The sequence below is a fragment of the Streptomyces sp. SAS_272 genome (assembly GCF_052543235.1).
In genome coordinates this window covers 1-16195 of record NZ_JBMNDR010000014.1, presented here as the reverse complement: position 1 = coordinate 16195, position 16195 = coordinate 1, and the positions used below count along the sequence as shown (strand labels likewise).

The window sequence follows — 16195 nt, the reverse complement described above, 5'->3', positions numbered from 1 at the left end:
CGGAGAACCATGGAGATCAGGACGCAGGACGGCAAGGAGATCGGCGCCACCGTCGAGGGGTTCGACCACACGACGGCCTCGCCGGAGGACGTCGACACCCTGAAGAAGACCGTCTACACCGAGAAGATCGCCGTCCTGAAGGGCCAGGACCTGACGCCTCGGGAGTTCCTCGAACTCGGCAGGCTGCTGGGCCGTCCGGAGACCTACTACGAACCCATGTACAAGCACCCCGAGGTCGAGGAGATATTCGTCTCCTCGAACGTTCCGAAGGACGGAAAGCAGATCGGCGTGCCGAAGACCGGCAAATTCTGGCACGCCGACTACCAGTTCATGCCGGACCCGTTCGGCCTCACCCTCATCTACCCGCAGGTGATACCGGAGAAGAACCGGGGCACCTACTTCATCGACATGGGCAAGGCGTACGAGAGGCTCCCCGAGGAACTGCGGAAGGAACTCGCGGGAACGCGCTGCCGGCACTCGGTGCGCAAATACTTCAAGATCCGCCCGCACGACGTGTACCGGCCGATCTCCGAGATCATCGACGAGGTGGAGACGAAGACCCCGGCCGTCGTCAAGCCGACCGCGTTCACCCACCCGATGACCGGCGAGACGGTCCTCTACATCAGCGAGGGCTTCACCGTCGGCATCGAGGACGAGGACGGCAGGCCGCTGGAGTCGGATCTGCTCCACCGGCTCTTCGAGGCCACCGGGCAGCTCGACGACACCTTCACCCACGGCAACATCCACCTGCAGACCTTCGAGCAGGGCGATCTGCTGGTCTGGGACAACCGCAGCCTCATCCACCGGGCCCGGCACACCACCACGCCCGAACCGACGGTCTCCTTCCGGCTCACCGTGCACGACGAGCGCAAGCTCTACGACGAGGCCGCGGCGTGATCGCGCGGGCCGCCGTACGGCCGGACGCGCCGGCACGGGAGTTCGGCCGCGACGACGAGCTCCTGGAGCGGGTGCTGAGGCCGTACAAGGCGCACTGCAAGTACCTCGAGGCCGCGTCGGTCAGCTCGCGCTCCGGCCGCGTGACGGCCCGGGGTGAATTCTCCATCCCGGAGTCCTGCTATATCGACGACACCGGGCATCTGAACGCGGTCGAAGTGAACATCAGCTACAACCAGATGATGTATTACGCCATCGCCAAGTCCGTGCAGGAGGGCCTGCTGGCGGACTTCGCCTCGTGGACCCTCGAGGACTTCTGGCGGCATCAGCTGCCGGACATTCTCATCGCCCGGTTCGGCGGCAGTTTCCGGCGCCCCATCGACGCCCGTTCCTTCTTCGGCGAGATCGAATTCCTGTCGGTGGAACGGCGCTCACCCGGCGGTGGGAATCCGCTGATCGTCGCGGACACCGCCTACCGGTACTGGGACGACGCGGGCGGCAGGTGCGACGGCGACGTGAAGATCGCCATCGTGAACGGCCCGTAGAACGGCCCACGGAAACGGCCCGTGAAAAGGAACCGATTGCCCGGCGCGCCGCCGACCACGGGCGGCGCGCCGTCGGACGACCGAGAGCGGAGAGTCCCGAGAATGGCCGCATCGTCAGCGCCGCGCACGGCCGGCGGCACACTGCACCACCCACAGCTCAAGACCCTCGTCGACACGGCACGCTTCAACGCCGAGCACCGGCCGTCGGCCACCGCCGTCGTCTGTGAAGGGCGCACTCTCACCTACGGGCAACTGCACCGTGAGAGCAACCGCGTCGCCCACGCCCTCCGCGCGGCCGGGGCGGCCCCCGGCGCCCGGGTCGCCTACCTGGGCAAGGAGTCCGAGCACTACTACGAGATCCTCTTCGGGTGCGCCAAGAGCGAGACCGTTCTGGTGCCCGTCAACTGGCGGCTGACGGCTCCCGAGGTCAGTCACATCCTCCAGGACTCCGGAAGCGAACTGCTGTTCCTGGAGGAGGACTTCGCGCCGGTCCTGGACCGACTGCCGACGGCGCCCCCGAAGACCGTGGTCCGGCTCGGCGTCGACGACGGCTTCTCCGCGTGGAAGGCGGCTCGCCCCGACACCGACCTCGTGCCGTCCGCCGAGCCCGGCACCCCGGTCGCCCAGCTCTACACCAGCGGCACCACCGGCCTGCCCAAGGGCGTGGTCCTGGCTCACCGCAGCTTCTTCGCCGTCCGTGACGCCCTCGCGAGCGAGGGGCTGGACTGGATCGACTGGCGCGCCGGCGACACCGCCCTGGTCGGCATCCCCGGATTCCACGTCGGCGGTCTGTGGTGGGCCGCCCAGAACTTCAACGCCGGCGTGACCGTCGTGGCGATGCGCGCCTTCGCGGCCCGCGACGCGATCGACCTCATCCGCGACCTGGGCGTCACCACCGCCTGCGTCGTCCCGGCGATGCTGCGCATGATGCTGACCGAACCCGGAGCCGAACCGGGCGACTTCAGGACGCTGCGCAAGATCGTCTACGGCGGCTCGCCGATCTCCGAGGCGCTGCTCGAGGAGAGTCTCGCCATGTTCGGGGCCGAGTTCGCGCAGATCTACGGACTCACGGAGACCGGCAACACGGCCGTCTGTCTGCCCCCGGCCGACCACATCCCCGGCCACCCCCGGATGCAGGCGGCGGGACGCCCCTATCCGGGCGTCCGCACCAAGGTGATCGACGACGCGGGCCGCGAGCTGCCGGCGGGCGCGATCGGCGAGGTCTGCCTGGCGACGCCGGCGCACATGGTCGAGTACTGGGGTCTGCCCGAGAAGACCGACGAGACCCTCGTCGACGGGTGGATCCACACCGGGGACGCCGGCTATGTCGACGACGACGGCTATGTCTTCATCCGCGACCGCATCAAGGACGCGATCCTCGTCGCGGGCGAGAACGTCTACCCCGCCGAGATCGAGAACGCGCTGGAACGCCACCCCGGCGTCGCCGAGGCGGTGATCGTGGGAGCCCCCGACGAACAGTGGGGCGAGACCGTCCACGCGTTCGTCGTGGCCGCGCCGGGCGAGCAGCCGACCCCACGGGACCTGCACCGCTTCCTCGTCGACCGGCTCGCCGCGTTCAAGCTGCCGTCCCGCTACGAGTTCGTCGACCACGTGCCGCGCAACCCTAGCGGGAAGATCCTCCGCCGGGAACTGCGCGACCGTTTCTGGAAGGGCTCCGGACGCAAGGTCAACTGACCGGCACACAGCCACCACCCCCGCTATCGAGAGAGAACGACATGCCTGAACCCCTGACGCTGGCGGGCTTCCGTGCGGACCTGGCGGAGTTCCTGCATCAGCGACCCGACGACGTCGACCTCGACGAGAACCCCCTGTACGCGGGCCTGGACTCGCTGCGCATCACCACCCTGGCCGCGCGCTGGCGGGCGACCGGCACGGACGTGAGCTTCCTGGAGCTCGCCGAACGCACCTCGTTCGCCCAGTGGTGGGAGCTGCTGTCCGAACGCCAGGCGGGAGCGGCCCGTGCCGACGCCTGACACGACCGGTGAGCGGCATCCGCTGCTGGCCGCCCAGGAAGGCGTCTGGACCGGCCAGCAACTCGACCTGGACAGTCCCGCCTACAACACGGCCGAGTACGTGGAGATCCACGGGCCGGTCGATCCGGTGCTCTTCGAGCAGGCGCTGCGCCGCACGGTGGGCGAGACCGAGGCCCTGAACGTCCGTTTCGCCGTCGACGGCGGCGGGCGGCCCTGGCAGCTCGCCGCACCCGGCATCGCATGGCAGCCGCACATCGCCGACCTCACCACCGCCCCCGACCCGCACGGCGCCGCCCTCGACTGGATGGCGCGCGACATGGCCCGCCCGGTCGATCTCGAGCGCGGACCCGTCTTCGGTCACGCCCTGCTGCGCACGGCCCCCGACCGGTTCCTCTGGTATCACCGCGTCCACCACATCGCCCTCGACGGCTTCGGCCTCTCCCTGGTCGCCCACCGCGTGGCCCAGGTCTACACGGCCCTGTCCGAGGGCGCGCCGCCCGGCGACAGCGGGTTCGGCGCCCTGGAGTCGGTGCGGCAGGAGGAGCGCGCCTACCTGGAGTCGAAACGCTTCGCGGCCGACCGCGCGTACTGGACGCACAGGTTCGCGGACCGTCCGGACGTGCCCAGCCCGGCCCGCGGTCAGGCGCTTCCCGCACGGCACTTCCTGCGCCGCGTCGCCGACCTCGATCCCGGTGACACGCAGGCGCTGCGTTCCGTCGCGCAGGAGCTCTCGGTGGCCTGGTCCGACGTGGTGCTGGCCGCCACGGCCGCCTACCTCGGGCGGACGACCGGCGCGTCCGAGATCGTCCTCAGCCTGCCCGCCATGGGCCGCCTCGGTTCCGTGTCCCTGCGCGTGCCGTGCATGGTGCGCAACATCCTGCCGCTGCGCGTGGCCGTGAACGAGCGGGACAGCCTGCGGGACCTGGCGGTACGGGTGTCCGACGAGCTGCGGGCGGGACTGCCGCACCAGCGGTACCGCTACGAGCGGCTGCGGCGCGATCTGAAGCTGGTCGGCGGCAACCGCAGGCTGTCGGGTCCCGGTGTCAACATCATGCCGTTCGAGTACGACCTGCGTTTCGCCGGGCACCGCAGCACCGTGCACAACGTGTCCGCGGGTCCGGTCGACGACCTGGCGGTCAACGTCTACGACCGCGCGGAGGGCGCCGGTCTGAGGATCGCCGTCGACGCCCACCCGGACCTCTACGGTGAGGCCGAACTGGCCGCACATCAGCAGGGGTTGCTGTCCCTGCTGCGCGACGCCGCGGCCGCTCCCGCCCAGGCGTTCGGCGTGCGCCGGCCCGTCACCGTGCTCGACGGCGGCCCCCTGCCCGGGCCGGCCCGAACGGTGCTCAGCCTGATAGCCGACCACGCCGCCCGGCGCGGCGGCGCCACCGCCGTGGAGCACGACGGACAGCGCATCACCTACGCGGAGCTGTTCGGCTCCGCACGCCGTCTCGCGCAGCGCCTCGCCGCGAAGGACGTCGGAGCGGGCGCGCTGGTGGCCGTCGTCCTGCCGCGCGGCATCGACGCCGTCACCGCGATCCTGGGCGTCCTGCTGTCCGGAGCCGCGTACTGTCCCCTCGACCCGGGCGCGCCGACGTCCCGTACCGCGGCGCTCCTGGCGGACGCGGACCCGGCCCTGGTCCTCACCACCGGCGCGCAGGCCGCCCGGTTCGCGGACCGCGCCGTCCTGCTGCTCGACGCCCCCGACCCCGCGCTCCGGTCGCCGGTCGCGGCCGCCGCTTCCGCGGGCGATCCGGCGTACGTCATCCACACCTCGGGGTCCACCGGCCGGCCCAAGGGCGTGGAGATCAGCCACGGCGCGCTGGCCGTCTTCGTCGCCGGCGCGGCCCACCGCTACGGTCTGCGCCGCGAGGACAGGGTCCTGCAGTTCGCGCCCCTGCACTTCGACGCCAGCGTGGAGGAGATCTTCCTCACCCTGTGCACCGGTGCGACGCTCGTGGTGCGCACCGAGGACATGACCGAGTCGGTGCCCGGGCTCCTCGAGGCGTGCGACCGGCTGCGGATCAGCGTCCTCGACCTGCCCACGGCCTACTGGCACGAACTGGCCTACGCCGTCTCCACGGGCGTCGCCGCGCTTCCCTCCGGGGTGCGCACCGTCGTCATCGGGGGCGAGGCCGCTCTGCCCGAACGCGTGGACCGCTGGCGGGAGTCGGTGGATCCTTCGGTGCGGTTGTTCAACACCTACGGTCCGACCGAGGCGACCGTGGTCGCCACCGTGGCCGCGCTCCACGACCCGGCTCTCTCCGCGGGCGACGTGCCGATCGGGGTTCCGCTGCCCGGCATGCGGGCCGTCGTCCTCGGCGACGAGCTGTACCTCGTCGGTGAGGCGCTGGCCCTCGGCTACCGCGGGGGCCTGCCCCTGGACGCGGCGCGGTTCGCCCCGCTGCCGCAGCTCCCCGGCGCCCCCCGCGGCTACCGCACCGGTGATCTGGTGCGGCTCGGCGACGACGGTCAGCTGCGGTTCACCGGCCGGGCCGACGACGAGTTCAAGATCAGCGGTCATCGGGTGCAGCCGGCCGAGGTGGAGACCGTGCTCCTCGCACATCCCCGCATCCGTGAGGCCGCCGTGGTCGGCCAGGTCCTGCCGGACGGAACACGCCGGCTCGCGGCGCACGTCGTCGCCGAGGACCCGTCGCCCACGGCGGCCCAGGTCCGGGAGCATCTGCGCGCGACGCTGCCGGCGGCGATGGTCCCGTCCGCGGTGGAGTTCACCGACCGGTTGCCCCGCACCGGCACGGGAAAGATCGACAGGAGTGCGCTCGGCGCCCGCGTGGGGGGCGCCGCCGTCACCGCCCCGGCGGCGGGCGATCCGCTGGAGCAAGCCATCTGCGCCCCAGAGGCGAGCAGTCCGCTGGAGCAGGCCATCACCGGCGTCTGGGAGCAGATCCTGGGCACCGGCGGCATCTCGCCCCAGGACGACTTCTTCGACCTCGGCGCCCAGTCGCTCCAGGCCATCCAGGCCGCCAACCGCCTCGGGGTGTCCCTGGCGCGCGAGGTGCGCGTCGCTTGGCTCTTCCAGCACCCGACGGCCGCCGGGCTGGCACGCCACCTCGAACGGCAGGACGCGCCGACGCCGGCTCCCGGCCCCCTGGAGCGCGTCCTCGCCGACGCCGTGCTCGACGAGGACACGGCGCCCGCCTCCCCGGTGGGCGTACGCGGCGCACCGCGCAGGATCCTGCTCACCGGCGCCACCGGGTTCGTCGGCTCGCACCTGCTGGCCGAACTCCTGGCCTCGACCGACGCCGAGATCGTCTGCCCGGTCCGCGCGGCGAGTCCGGCGCAGGCCGCCGACCGCGTCCACCGGGCCCTGACCGACCAGCAGCTCGCGCTGCCCGACCCGCGGCGCGTCAGCGCGATTCCCGCCGACCTCTCCCGGCCCGGTCTGGGGCTCGGGCCGGACCGGTTCGCGGAACTGGCCGACACCTGCGACGCGGTGTTCCACAACGCCGCGACGGTCAGCATCATGCGCGACTACACCAGCCTGCGCGCCGCCAACACCGAGTCCACCCGTCTGCTGCTGCGCATGGCGTCGGCGCGTTCGGTGCCGTTCCATCTCGTCTCCACGCTGTCCGTCGCGCCGCCGCGCCGCCACAGCCCCGAGGTCCCGGAGGAGTTCTTTGCGGCGCATCCCGGTCTCGTCTACGGCTACCAGCAGTCCAAATGGGCTTCGGAGCGCCTGCTGGAACAGGCCGCCGAGCGTGGGCTGCCGGTCACGCTGCACCGTCTCGGCCGGGTGGTCGGAGCACCGGACACGGGTTACGTCAACGAACGGGACTTCCTGTGGAGCGTGCTCCGGTCGGGGATCCCGGCCGGCATCCTCCCCGACCTGTTCGAGGCGGAGGTCTGGACTCCGGTGGACTACGTCGCCCGAGCCGTCGTCCGCCTGTCCCTGACCGCGCCGCGGTCCGGCGCCGTCTTCAACCACGCTCCCGTGCCCGGGATCCGGCTGACGGACCTCTACGACTGGGTGCAGGAGTACGGATACGCGGTGAAGCGGCTCTCCATGGCGCAGTGGCGTGCGCAGCTGCCCCGTTCCGCCGACGTGGCCACGACGACCGGCGCGTTCTTCGACTCCTGGGCAGACCAGGGCGACGCCGGGAACGGCGACGCCGGGGACGGCGACGCCGACCTCGAACTGGGCCCGGTCCGGGCCGACAACGTCCTGAGCGGCCTCGAAGGCAGCGGCATCGTCTGCCCGCCCGCCGACCGCGCCCTGGTGTTCCGCTATCTGGACCACTGCGTCAAGACCGGGACGCTGCCCGCTCCGTCCGCAACGGGGAGCTGACTCCCGGGAACTGGGGCGGACTTCGCCACGACTACTGAAGCGGAGTCCGCCCTACCCTCCAAGGAGACCCCATGTTGACGAAACGGGCCGTCGCCGTCGGCCTGGCCGGCGCTCTCTGCCTGGCCACCGCGGCCTGCGGAGCCTCGTCCTCCCCGACGACGCAGACCGCGGCCGGGACGCGTGCCGCCGGATACCCGGTGAGCATCGAGAACTGCGGGCAGACCACGACGTACACGCGGGCGCCGAGCCGGGTGGTCGTCATGAACGGCGCCTCCGTCGCCGAGGTCTCCGCGCTGCTGGCGCTCGGTCTCGGCGACCGCATCGTCGCCAACGGACAGTCCTACGGGATGTCCGAGGTGGCCGGGCGGGCCAAGGCCATCAAGGCACTGCCCACCGGGGACATCAAGCTCAACGACGCCTACGACATCCCCCGCGAGGCGATGCTGGGCCTGCGCCCCGACCTCGTCCTGTCGACCACGTCCTACGGCTTCGACGCGAAGAACGGCTTCGCGACCCGCGAGGACCTGAAGGCGGTCGACGCCCGCACCTACGTCTCCCCGCAGGGCTGCGACCAGGACACCTCCCGCATGACGGTCGAGGACAGCTACACGCTGCTGCGCGACCTGGGAAAGATCTTCCACGTCGGCGACCGGGCCGAGAAGCTCATCGCCGCGTCGAAGAAGCGGATCGGCGACATAGCGGCCGAGGTCAAGGGCGAGAAGACGCCGAACGTCATGGTGGTGTTCTCCAACATGGCCATGGGCGGCAACGACTTCAGTTCCGTCGCGGCCAACGGCATCTGGAACGACGTCCTCGCCAAGGCCGGCGGCCGCAACGCCTTCGCCTCCGCCTCCACCACCTCCTTCGCCGACCTCAGCAAGGAGAAGGTCGCCGCCGAGCCGGTCGACGCCCTCGTGGTCATCAGCTACAACGACCCCAACCCCGCGGCGTACGCCCGCACTCTGCTCAAGGAGTTCCCCCAGTGGCCGGCCGCGAAGAACGACCGTTACACGGTGCTGTCCGACTCGATCTACCTCGGCCCCAGCAACGACCTGGCGGTGGACAAGATCGCCAGGATGCTCCACCCCGACGCGTTCGCACAGGCCGGGCGCGGCTGAGCCCCACGCTGGTCCTGGTGGTCCTGCTGGTCGTGCTCGCCCTCGTCATGATGACGGCGGTCAGCATCGGCGCGGTCGGCGTGCCGCTGGGCGACGTGTGGCGGATCGTGCTCCACCACCTGGGGGGCGGCGGGGCGACCGGCGACCCGGCCGTGGACCAGATCGTCTGGAACTTCCGCACCCCGCGCGTCGTCCTGGCCGCCCTGGCGGGCGCGGGCCTCGCGGTCTCCGGCGTGGTGCTGCAGGCCGTCGTGGCCAATCCGCTCGCCGATCCGTACGTGCTGGGCGTCTCCTCGGGCGCCTCCCTCGGCGCGGTCCTCGTCATCACGCTGACCAGCGGCGCCCTCGGGGGACTCGGTGTGTCGGCGGCCGCGTTCGTGGGCGCCGTCGGCGCGGTCGTGCTGGTCTTCCTGCTGGGACGCCGCGACGGGCGGCTCGCGCCCACCCGGCTGGTCCTCTCGGGCGTCGCCGTGGGGTACCTGTTCCTGGCGGCCACCAGCTACCTCCAGCTGCAGGCAACGCCCACCGAACTGCGCACCGTCATGTTCTGGATGCTGGGCAGCGTCGCCGGCGCCCAGTGGGGTCAACTGCCCGTCGTGGGGACCGTCGTCGTCACCGCCACGGTGGCCCTGTCGCTGTTCGGACGCCGGCTGAACGCGCTGCTCGCCGGCGAGGAGTCGGCCATCGCGCTCGGTGTCGACGTGCACCGGCTGCGCGCCCTGCTGCTGGTCCTGGCCTCCCTGCTCACCGGGACGGTCATCGCCGTGGCCGGCGGCATCGGCTTCGTCGGCCTGATGATCCCCCATCTGGTGCGCCTCGTCACCGGCGCCGACCACCGCCGGCTGCTGCCCCGGGCCGCCCTGGTCGGCGCCCTCTACCTGGTGGTCGTCGACCTGCTCTCCCGTACGGTCGACCGCCCCAACGAACTTCCCCTCGGCATCCTCACCGCACTGTTCGGCGCACCCTTCTTCCTGTGGCTGCTGCGCCGGAACAAGAGCCTGGACACCGCATGAAACTCACCGTGGAACAGCTCCACATCACCCTGGACCGCCACCCGATCCTCCATGACGTGGCTCTGGAGGCCCGGCCGGGCGACGTCGTCGGCCTCGTCGGGCCCAACGGCAGCGGCAAGTCCACGCTGCTGCGCACCGTCTACCGCTCGCTGCGCCCCCGGCACGGCGTGGTGCGCGTCGACGGCGACGACGTGTGGGCCCTCTCCCCGCGCGACGCCGCCCGTCGCACGGCCGCGGTCCTCCAGGACTCCGGCAGCGCTCCGGCCGGGCTGTGCGTCCTGGAGATCGTCGCCCTCGGCCGTACGCCGCACCACGGCCTCCTCGGCCGCGACGGCGCCGACGACCGCGCGGCCGTCGAGGAGGCGCTCGACCGGTGCGGCGCCCGCCCGCTGGCCGAGCGGGACTTCGCGTCGCTGTCCGGCGGCGAACGCCAGCGCGTCCTGCTCGCCCGCGCTCTCGCCCAGCGCCCGAGGGTGCTGGTCCTCGACGAGCTGACCAACCACCTCGACATCCGGGCCCGTTTCGAACTCCTCGAACTGATCCGCTCCACCGGCATCACCACCCTCGCCGTCCTCCACGATCTCGACCTGGCGGCCCGGCTGTGCGACCACCTCGTCGCGCTCCACTGCGGCCGGGTGGTCGCGGCGGGGCCCGTCCTGGACGTCCTGACTCCCGCATTGCTGCGCGACGTCTTCGGGGTGACGGCCACGGCGGACCGCCACCCCGACGGCGTCGTACGCGTCACCTACGGGGCCGAGCCCCTCGCCCTGGACCTGCTGCCGGAGACGGCGATCGGCTGACGCGCCGGTCCTACCGCTCGTCGCCGGACCGCGCCGGCGGGCTGCGGGCTCCGCCCGTCGCAGCCGCGCCCGCACGGGTCCGGGGCCTGCCGCTCGTCCCGTGGCGAGCGGCAGGCCCCGGACGACGTCACCCCCGGCGTCACAGGCCGTCCCGGCCCGGACGGACCAGCACGGCGAGGGCCTTCACCGCCCCGCTGTGTTCGAAGTGCAGCGTGAAGGCGACCAGGTCACCGGACTGCCAGCCCTTCTTCGCCGGCAGTATCACGTCGACGCCGCCCGGGGACATGGCGAGGCTCCGCCCGGCGGGAAGGGCGACGGATTCCACCGTCCGGTCGGACGCCGCGTTGCCCTCGGCCATGACATGGCGGCTCAGGACGGGCGTTCCTTCGCCGGCCTCCTGCGTCGTCACCTTCAGCAGACGGTCCGAGGAGCCCCCGCTGTTGGTGATCCGGAAGAAGGCCGCCGTGACCGGGGTGGCCCCGAAGGGCACCAGCACCTTGCCGTCGGTGACCTCGATCAGCGCCGGACTGCCGGCGTTTCCGGAGGCGGCCCACACGCTCAGCCCGCCGAGGGCGAGGCCGCACGCGGCGACCGGCGCGAGCGCGCCGAGCAGCGCGTCGGTGAGGCGGCGGCCGGTCGGCCGCCATGGGTTCTGTCCGGTCATCGGACGGTCCTCCGAACGCGCGACGACGGTTGCCAGGTACGCAGGCGCAGGCTGTTGGCGACGACCAGCACCGAGCTGACCGACATGGCGGCCGCCGCCGGCATCGGGGTGAGCAGGCCGACCATGGCCGGCGGGACGGTGACGACGTTGTACCCGAACGCCCACACCAGGTTGACGCGGATCGTGCGCAGGGTGCGCCGGGCGAGCAGGACCGCGTCCGCGAGGGCCTCGATGTCGCCGCGGACGAGGCTGACGTCGGCGGCGCCGACGGCCGCGTCCGTGCCGCTGCCCATGGCGATACCCAGGTCGGCGCCCGCCAGCGCCGCGGCGTCGTTCACCCCGTCGCCGACGACCGCGACCCGGTGCCCCTGCTCCTGCAACTCCCGCACGAGGGCGGCCTTGTCCTCGGGTGTGCAGCGTGCCCGGACCTCCGCGATGCCGAGCGCCTCCGCGACGGCCCGGGCGGGCTCCTCGCGGTCGCCGGTGGCGAGCACCGGCCGTACGCCCAGGCGCCGCAGCCGGTCCACCGCACGGTAGCTGCCGGGCCGGACGACGTCCCCGATCTCGAGCAGAGCCTCGACCGTGCCGTCCACCCGCACCAGCACGGGTGTGAGCGCCTCGGACCCCGCCCGGCCGAGGGCGTCCGCGAGCGCGTCGGGCACCTCGTCGTCGGGCGCGAGGACCTCCACCAGCCGCCCCTCGACGCGCCCCCGCACGCCCCGCCCCGGCAGCGCGCCGAACCCGGTCGCCTCCGGCAGCCCGCGCCCGCCCGACTCCCGCCGGGCGCAGGCGAGGACGGCGCGTCCGAGCGGATGCTCCGACCCCTGTTCCACGGCCGCCGCCAGCCGCAGCACCGCGTCCGCGCCGAGCCCGTCCGGTACGGCGGTGACCCGGACGACGTTCATGTGACCGCTGGTGAGCGTGCCGGTCTTGTCCAGGACGACGACGTCGACGTGCTGCAGCCCCTCCAGCGCCTGCGGTCCGGTCACCAGGACGCCGAGTCGGGCGCCGCGGCCGGTGGCGGCCGTCAGCGCGGTCGGGGTCGCGAGGCCGAGCGCGCACGGGCAGGCCACGACCAGGACCGCGACGCACGCGGTGACCGCCGCCTGCGGTGCGGCCCCCGCGCCCAGCCAGAACCCGAGCGCGGTGACGGCCAGCGCGAGCACGACCGGCACGAAGACGCCGGCCACCGAGTCCGCCAGCCGCTGCGCCCGCGCCTTCCCCGCCTGAGCCTCTTCCACCAGCCGGGTGATCCGGGCGAGCTGGGTGTCCGCGCCGACGGCCGTCGCCCGCACGAGCAGCAGCCCGCCGGCGTTGACGGCGCCGCCGACCACGGCCGATCCCGGTCCGACCTCGACGGGTTCGCTCTCGCCGGTGACCAGCGACAGGTCCACCGCCGAACTGCCCTTCACCACCTGCCCGTCGGTGGCCACCCGCTCGCCAGGTCTGACGAAGAAGACCTGTCCCGCCGTCAACTCCTCTATGGGGACGAGTCGTTCGGATCCGTCGTCGTCACGGACCGACACCTCTGCGGCCGCGAGCCGGGCCAGCGACCGCAGCGCCTGCCCGGCGCCGTGCCGCGCCCGCGCCTCCAGGAACCGCCCGGCGAGCACGAACAGCGTTACGCCGACGGCCGCTTCGAGGTAGATGTGCGCGACACCGTCCGACGCGGTGGGCAGGAGCGTGAACGGCATCCGCATCCCCGGATCGCCGGCGCCCCCGAGGAAGAGCGCGTACGACGACCACGCGAAGGACGCCGCCACGCCCAGCGAGACGAGCGTGTCCATGGTCGCCGCGGCGTGCCGCAGCCCGCGGACCGCCCGCACGTGGAAGGGCCAGGCGCCCCACACCGCGACGGGCGCGGCGAGCACGAAACACAGCCACTGCCAGTTCCGGAACTGCAGGCCCGGCGCCATCGACAGCACCAGCACGGGCAGCGCGAGAACGGCCGTGACCACCAGCCGGTGCCGCTCCCGCCGGGTCTCCTCCCCCTCGTCGCCGCCGTCGGCCGCGGGCTGCCGCCGGTGGAGCGGCTCGGGCAGGGCGGCCGTGTAGCCCGCCTTCTCGACGGCAGCGACGAGTTCGTCGGGGCCGACGCCCGCCGGATGGCGTACGCGAGCCGTCCCGGTGGCCAGGTTGACGGTCGCCGTCACCCCGTCCAGCTTGCCGAGCTTCTTCTCGACACGGCTCACGCACGCGGCGCAGGTCATGCCGCCGACGGTCAGGTCGGTGGTCACCAGGACGGTTCCCGGCCGTGCGCCCATCAGCCGTGTCCCCCCTGCATGTCGTCCATGTCGTCCATGTCGTCGCCCCGATCGCCGCCGGTGCCGGTTCCGGTGCCGGTGCCGGTGCCGGTGCCGTGCATGCCCGGGGCGACGGGGCCGACGCCGTCACCCACCGCGTAGGACACCGCGAAGATCAGGACGAGCAGCACGAGGAACCCGCAGAGTGCGGGCGCGGGGGCCGCTCTCCGCAGGACCGATCCCGCGCCGCGCAGGGGAATTCGCCGGGACTCGTCCATCAACCGCGTCTCCTGGTCACGTCGTACGGCGTCACGGGAATCGCGCCGTACCCCTGTAGTAGTCGGGGCGGAGACCCGTCGAGTTCCGGTCGCCGGCATGGTGCACGTCACAGGGACCTCGGAGGACGCTGCACGGCCTCGCCGGCTCGGCGGACGGGCGGCGCCGATCCGCGGTCAGAACTCGCCGGCGCCGCCCAGCCCGGTGAGCGCGCCCACCGGGTCCGGGTCGGGGGTGCCGCGAGGCCACCAGTCGTCATGGCCGGGTTCGGACTCGTACGCGTACCACAGCCCGTCTCGGCCGAAGCGCAGTTGGACATGGCCGCGGGGGTGGGTGAGGTGATTGCGACGAGGGCGGAAGGCGGGCAGGTCGGCGGCCAGGAGGAGGGGGCGGGCCCGGTCGAAGCGGCCGGCCGGCGGGTCCCACGACTCCTCAAGGACGGCGAGCCCGTCCGGTCCGCCCTGCCGCCAGGCGGCCACCGCGCGCGCCAGTTCGGACGGGGTGCGGCCGGCGGCGGAGGCCAGCGAGGCGTAGAGGGCCCGGGTGGCGACGGTGAGCCCGGAGCCGGGACGGGACGCGGCGAGCCGTACGGCGTCCTGCCAGAGGGTCAGCGCGCCGATCTCGTCGTGGCCGGTGGTCAGCAGGGCGTGGGCGCGGGCCGCCGCGTCGGTCGCGAGATGGTCCAGCGCGAAGGAGTCCGGGCCGTTCGGCGCGGACGGGTACACCGGAGGCTGCTCGGGGTGCGCGGGCGCGGGCAGCGGGGCCGGGAGGGGCGGCAGCCGGCGCTCGGCGAGGGCCTCCGCGGCCCGCACACCGGGCAGGGGTCGCGGTTGCCGCTCCTGTGCGGCGCGGGCCGCTCGCGCGGCGTTGCGCCGGGACAGCGCGTCCAGCAGTTCGCGCTCGCCCCGGCCGCGCAGCAGGAGCAGCACGAACGGGTCGGCGTCGAGCAGCCGCGCGGTCTGATAGCAGAGGGCGGCCGCGTGCTTGCAGGGGTGACCGCGGTCGGGGCAGCTGCAGTGCGGTTCCAGGTCGCCGGGGCCGGGCAGCAGCGGCACCCCGCACTCGGCGAGCGACTGCGGCATCTCCTTGTCGAGCAGGGCGGCGATGTGTCCGGGGTGCTCGACGGCGGCGGCCAGGAAGCGCTCCCATTCCTCCTGGCCCAGGGTGCGCAGCCGGACCTGGACCCGGTACGGGCGGGGGCGGCTGCCCTGCACATAGGCGAGGACGTGTCCCGGCGTGACGGTGATCGCGTCCACGTTTCCCTGCTCGGCGTAACCGCGCCCGCGGACCACGCGCCCGGGGTCGAGGGCGCCCTCCTCGAGCGCGGCGACCCAGGCGTTCCCCCACCAGGTCCCGGCGAAGGCTCCGCCGGTGCGCGGAGGGAAGGCCGGGAAGGTGCGGCGGTGATCGCCGTCCCGGGAGGGAGCGGCCATGGAACGGGGAGTGTGGGGCGGGACGTCGTCGAGCACCAGGGAGAAGGCACGGTCCTCGCGGCCGTCAGGACTGTCGAGGTCGTCCGGGCCGATCCCCGCGTGATCCCGGCGGGCCCCCCGCACGGGCTCCGGTCCGGGCCCGGATTCAGGCCCGGATTCAGGCCCGGATTCGGGTCCGGATCCGTAGCGGGACTCGGGGACGGATCCGGGATCGTGGCGGGGCTCGGGCTGGATCTCGGGGACGCATTCGGCATCGGCACCGGCACCGGCACCGGCACCGGGGACGGATTCGGTGTCGCGATCGGGATCGGGATCGGGATCGATGTCGCGATCGGGTGTGTGCTCGGCGGCGTCGTCCGAGGGCATGCGGAAGGAGTCGGCGAGCAACTCCCTCACCGCACGTGCGCGTTCCTCGGCGAGCCGGTCGCGGGTGCGGTCCGCTCGCCGGACATCGGCGGAGCGCCCGGCGGGCAGCGCGGCCGAACGCGTCTCGGGGCTCGGGCCGGGACGGTGCCGCCCACGGCCGGGGGTCGTCTCCTGAGCCGACTGTGCGGGCGTCTCGGCGGGCGTCTCGGCGGGCGTCTCGGCGGGAGTCCGAGGTTCGGCCGCGGACGGGCCGCGGCGCGCCTGGGCCCGGGCCGCGCGCAGGGCCTCGCGGGCGACGTCCCCGGGACGTGGGCCCGACGTCACGGGCGGAGCGCTCGTGGTGTCCGGGACGGGGCCGGTCCCTGGGGGTGCGGTGTCCGGGCCGGCCGTGGGGCGGGGGGAGGACGGCGTCTGCGGCACGGCGGCCGCCGACGCCCCGGCCCCCGCCTGATCCACGGCGGCCGGTCCCGCGGGCGCAGGCGGCACGGCGGGCTCCGCAAGCCGGGAGCCGGTCACGGGAACGGTCTCGGAACCGGGGGG

The 16195-nt window shown here is 73.3% G+C and carries 12 protein-coding genes; 8 read left to right on the top strand and 4 right to left on the bottom strand.

The window, feature by feature from the left end:
- Positions 1 to 9: 9 nt before the first annotated feature.
- The 8 genes from scoE to ACN6LD_RS11600 all read left to right on the top strand — a co-directional run bounded on the left by scoE (position 10) and on the right by ACN6LD_RS11600 (position 10673).
- Positions 10 to 897, top strand: a complete 888-nt coding sequence (gene scoE, locus ACN6LD_RS11635; RefSeq protein ID WP_319195262.1) for a (3R)-3-[(carboxymethyl)amino]fatty acid oxygenase/decarboxylase — start codon at positions 10 to 12, stop codon at positions 895 to 897.
- On the top strand, positions 894 to 1439 hold the full coding sequence (scoD, locus tag ACN6LD_RS11630) for a (2E)-enoyl-ACP glycyltransferase (RefSeq protein WP_445043081.1): 546 nt from the start codon (positions 894 to 896) through the stop codon (positions 1437 to 1439). Before scoE ends, scoD begins: the two co-directional genes overlap by 4 nt.
- Positions 1440 to 1541: 102 nt before the next feature.
- Positions 1542 to 3134 carry a long-chain-fatty-acid--CoA ligase gene (locus ACN6LD_RS11625; RefSeq protein WP_445043080.1) on the top strand — a complete coding sequence of 531 codons (1593 nt, stop codon included), beginning with the start codon at positions 1542 to 1544 and terminating at the stop codon, positions 3132 to 3134.
- Positions 3135 to 3175: 41 nt separating this feature from the next.
- On the top strand, positions 3176 to 3433 hold the full coding sequence (locus tag ACN6LD_RS11620; RefSeq protein ID WP_319195267.1) for a phosphopantetheine-binding protein: 258 nt from the start codon (positions 3176 to 3178) through the stop codon (positions 3431 to 3433).
- Positions 3420 to 7742 (top strand): amino acid adenylation domain-containing protein, encoded by a 4323-nt coding sequence (locus ACN6LD_RS11615; protein ID WP_445043079.1) that lies wholly within the window; start codon positions 3420 to 3422, stop codon positions 7740 to 7742. The genes ACN6LD_RS11620 and ACN6LD_RS11615 overlap by 14 nt, the downstream gene beginning before the upstream one ends.
- 71 nt (positions 7743 to 7813) lie before the next feature.
- Positions 7814 to 8860, top strand: a complete 1047-nt coding sequence (locus ACN6LD_RS11610; protein ID WP_445043078.1) for an ABC transporter substrate-binding protein — start codon at positions 7814 to 7816, stop codon at positions 8858 to 8860.
- Positions 8861 to 8877: 17 nt separating this feature from the next.
- Positions 8878 to 9873 (top strand): FecCD family ABC transporter permease, encoded by a 996-nt coding sequence (locus ACN6LD_RS11605; RefSeq protein WP_458576030.1) that lies wholly within the window; start codon positions 8878 to 8880, stop codon positions 9871 to 9873.
- Complete coding sequence (locus ACN6LD_RS11600; protein ID WP_445043077.1) at positions 9870 to 10673, top strand: ABC transporter ATP-binding protein; 804 nt, start codon at positions 9870 to 9872, stop codon at positions 10671 to 10673. Before ACN6LD_RS11605 ends, ACN6LD_RS11600 begins: the two co-directional genes overlap by 4 nt.
- A 139-nt stretch (positions 10674 to 10812) precedes the next feature.
- Here the strand turns inward: ACN6LD_RS11600 and ACN6LD_RS11595 are convergent, their stop codons facing one another.
- The 4 genes from ACN6LD_RS11595 to ACN6LD_RS11580 all read right to left on the bottom strand — a co-directional run bounded on the left by ACN6LD_RS11595 (position 10813) and on the right by ACN6LD_RS11580 (position 16111).
- Positions 10813 to 11337: a copper chaperone PCu(A)C gene (locus ACN6LD_RS11595; protein ID WP_319195275.1), complete on the bottom strand. Its 525-nt coding sequence runs from the start codon at positions 11335 to 11337 to the stop codon at positions 10813 to 10815.
- Positions 11334 to 13601 carry a heavy metal translocating P-type ATPase gene (locus tag ACN6LD_RS11590; protein WP_445043076.1) on the bottom strand — a complete coding sequence of 756 codons (2268 nt, stop codon included), beginning with the start codon at positions 13599 to 13601 and terminating at the stop codon, positions 11334 to 11336. The genes ACN6LD_RS11595 and ACN6LD_RS11590 overlap by 4 nt, the downstream gene beginning before the upstream one ends.
- A complete protein-coding gene (locus ACN6LD_RS11585) occupies positions 13601 to 13858 on the bottom strand; it encodes a hypothetical protein (RefSeq protein ID WP_445043075.1) in 258 nt (85 codons plus the stop codon). Before ACN6LD_RS11585 ends, ACN6LD_RS11590 begins: the two co-directional genes overlap by 1 nt.
- A 174-nt stretch (positions 13859 to 14032) precedes the next feature.
- The gene (locus tag ACN6LD_RS11580) at positions 14033 to 16111 is read right to left on the bottom strand and encodes an SWIM zinc finger family protein (protein WP_445043135.1); all 2079 of its coding nucleotides are present in this window, start codon (positions 16109 to 16111) and stop codon (positions 14033 to 14035) included.
- Positions 16112 to 16195 lie beyond the last annotated feature (84 nt).